Genomic DNA, 1,784 nt, shown 5'->3' with positions numbered 1-1,784 from the left:
CTCCCGGTCTGTGCCGGACTCCGCTTCCACCTCCGCCGCCACCCCCCGTCCCCGCTGGACCCAGGCCTACGCCATCCTCACCATCCCCCGCCTCGGCCTCCGCGTCCCCGTCGCGGAAGGCATCAGTAAAGGGAACGTGCTCAACAAGGGGTACGTCGGGCACTACCCGGGGACCGCGCAGCCCGGGCGGGCCGGGAACTTCGCGCTTGCCGGGCATCGGAACACGCATGGCGAGCCGTTCCGGTACATCAACCGGCTGCGGCGGGGGGACCGGATCGAGGTGGAGACTCCGGCCGCCGTCTATACGTACGTCGTCGACAGGACGCTGGCGCAGACCTCGGCGGGGGACGGCGGAGTGATCCGGAAGGTACCTCGCAGCGCGGTCAGGCCCTCGTACGGCTACACCGACCCCGGCTACTACCTCACGCTCACCACGTGCACTCCGGAGTACACGTCCAAGTACCGCCTGGTGGTCTGGGGGAAGCTCGGCTCCATGCGGCCCCGCTGAGCCACCCCGCCGAGCAGCCCGAGCCCGGCCTCCGCCGGATCAGGCCTTCTTCACCCGGTCGTAGTGGCCGAGGAAGTCCGGGGCACCGTTCCGGACCCGGTGGAGGAAGAGGCTGTTGACCCAGCGGAACTCGTCGGTCTTCGGGTCGAACTCGATGGTCTTGGCGAGGCCCTTGTGGGTGGTCTCGCGGAGCCTGCGGACCATGGCGCCCCGTTCGGGCTCGGCACCGCCCAGCTCGCGCATGCCCTGGGCGACGAAGAGCAGTGCGTCGTACGCCTCCACCGCGAAGCGCCCGACCGTGCGTACTCCGAAGCGCTTCCTGTACGTCTTCACGAAGCGTGCCGCGGACGGCAGCTCGGCCGGGTCGACGTAGGTCGTCACCATCACCCAGCCTTCGGCTGCCCGGCCGGCCTCCTTGAGGAACGCGGTCTGCAGGACGGGTTCCGGGGCCATGCGTGTGCCCCGGAACCCGGCCCGTTCCAGCGCGCGGGCGCAGCGGGCGGCCCGGTGCGGTGAGGAGCCGGCGTACACGACGGCCTGCGCGTCGGCGGCGAGCACGGCGGCGGCGACCGTGTCGAAGTCCTCGCTGTCCGCGGGGACGACATGGGTCGTGGTCGTGCCTTTGGAGGGCGGGTACGTGGTCAGGGTTCTGACGATCTGCCAACTGATCCGGTTCGCCGCCCTGTCGTCTATGAGGGCGGTCCTGCGGCTCTCCTCGACGTTGGTGAGGTAGTGGATGAAGGGTGTCGACAGGGTGTTCTCGTCGGGCCTGAGCTGGAAGTACGCGCGGGTGGTCGCCTGGGAGTACGCATCGTCGCCGGAGGAGACGGTCACGATGGGCAGCAGGGCCTTCTCGTAGCGGGACACGGCGGCCTTGGCAGCTGTGCTGCCGGTCGGGCCGATGACGGCGTACACGTCGTGGTCCGCGATGAACTTCCCCGCCACCTCCTCGGCACGCTTCGACTGCCCGGCGTCGTCGAGGACCTTCAGCGTCAGGTCGAAGGCGCGGCCGTCACGGGAGCCGGAGTTGAAGTCCGCGACGGCGAGCCGTGCGCCCCGTTCCTGCGCCCTGCCGATCGCCCTGTCCGGTCCCGACAGGTCCGCGTGCAGGCCGATGACGTACCGGGGCAGGGGTGCGGAACTCGTCGCGCCGTCGCCGCCGGACGCGGGCCTGGAAGCGGCCCAGGCCGCGAGGCCGCCGCCCGTCAGGACCACGGCAGCAGCCGAGCCCAGCGTCAGCAGGCGGCGCCGGGAGACGGCGGGCCCCTCCGGCGGT

The 1,784-nt window shown here is 71.2% G+C and carries 2 protein-coding genes; one reads left to right on the top strand and one right to left on the bottom strand.

What is annotated here, in order from left to right; all coding sequences use genetic code 11:
- A partial coding sequence (locus AOK17_RS43510; RefSeq protein WP_157881525.1) for a class E sortase occupies positions 1-508 on the top strand: 508 nt, incomplete at its 5' end.
- 39 nt (positions 509-547) lie between these two features.
- Here AOK17_RS43510 and AOK17_RS43505 read toward each other — a convergent pair.
- On the bottom strand, positions 548-1,784 hold a 1,237-nt coding region (locus AOK17_RS43505; RefSeq protein ID WP_157881524.1), incomplete at its 5' end, for a branched-chain amino acid ABC transporter substrate-binding protein.

The sequence above is a fragment of the Streptomyces phaeochromogenes genome (assembly GCF_001418655.1).
GTDB lineage: Bacteria > Actinomycetota > Actinomycetes > Streptomycetales > Streptomycetaceae > Streptomyces > Streptomyces phaeochromogenes.
The sequence above is the reverse complement of the archived record's forward strand: the minus strand, read 5'-3'. Positions and strand labels throughout refer to the sequence as shown.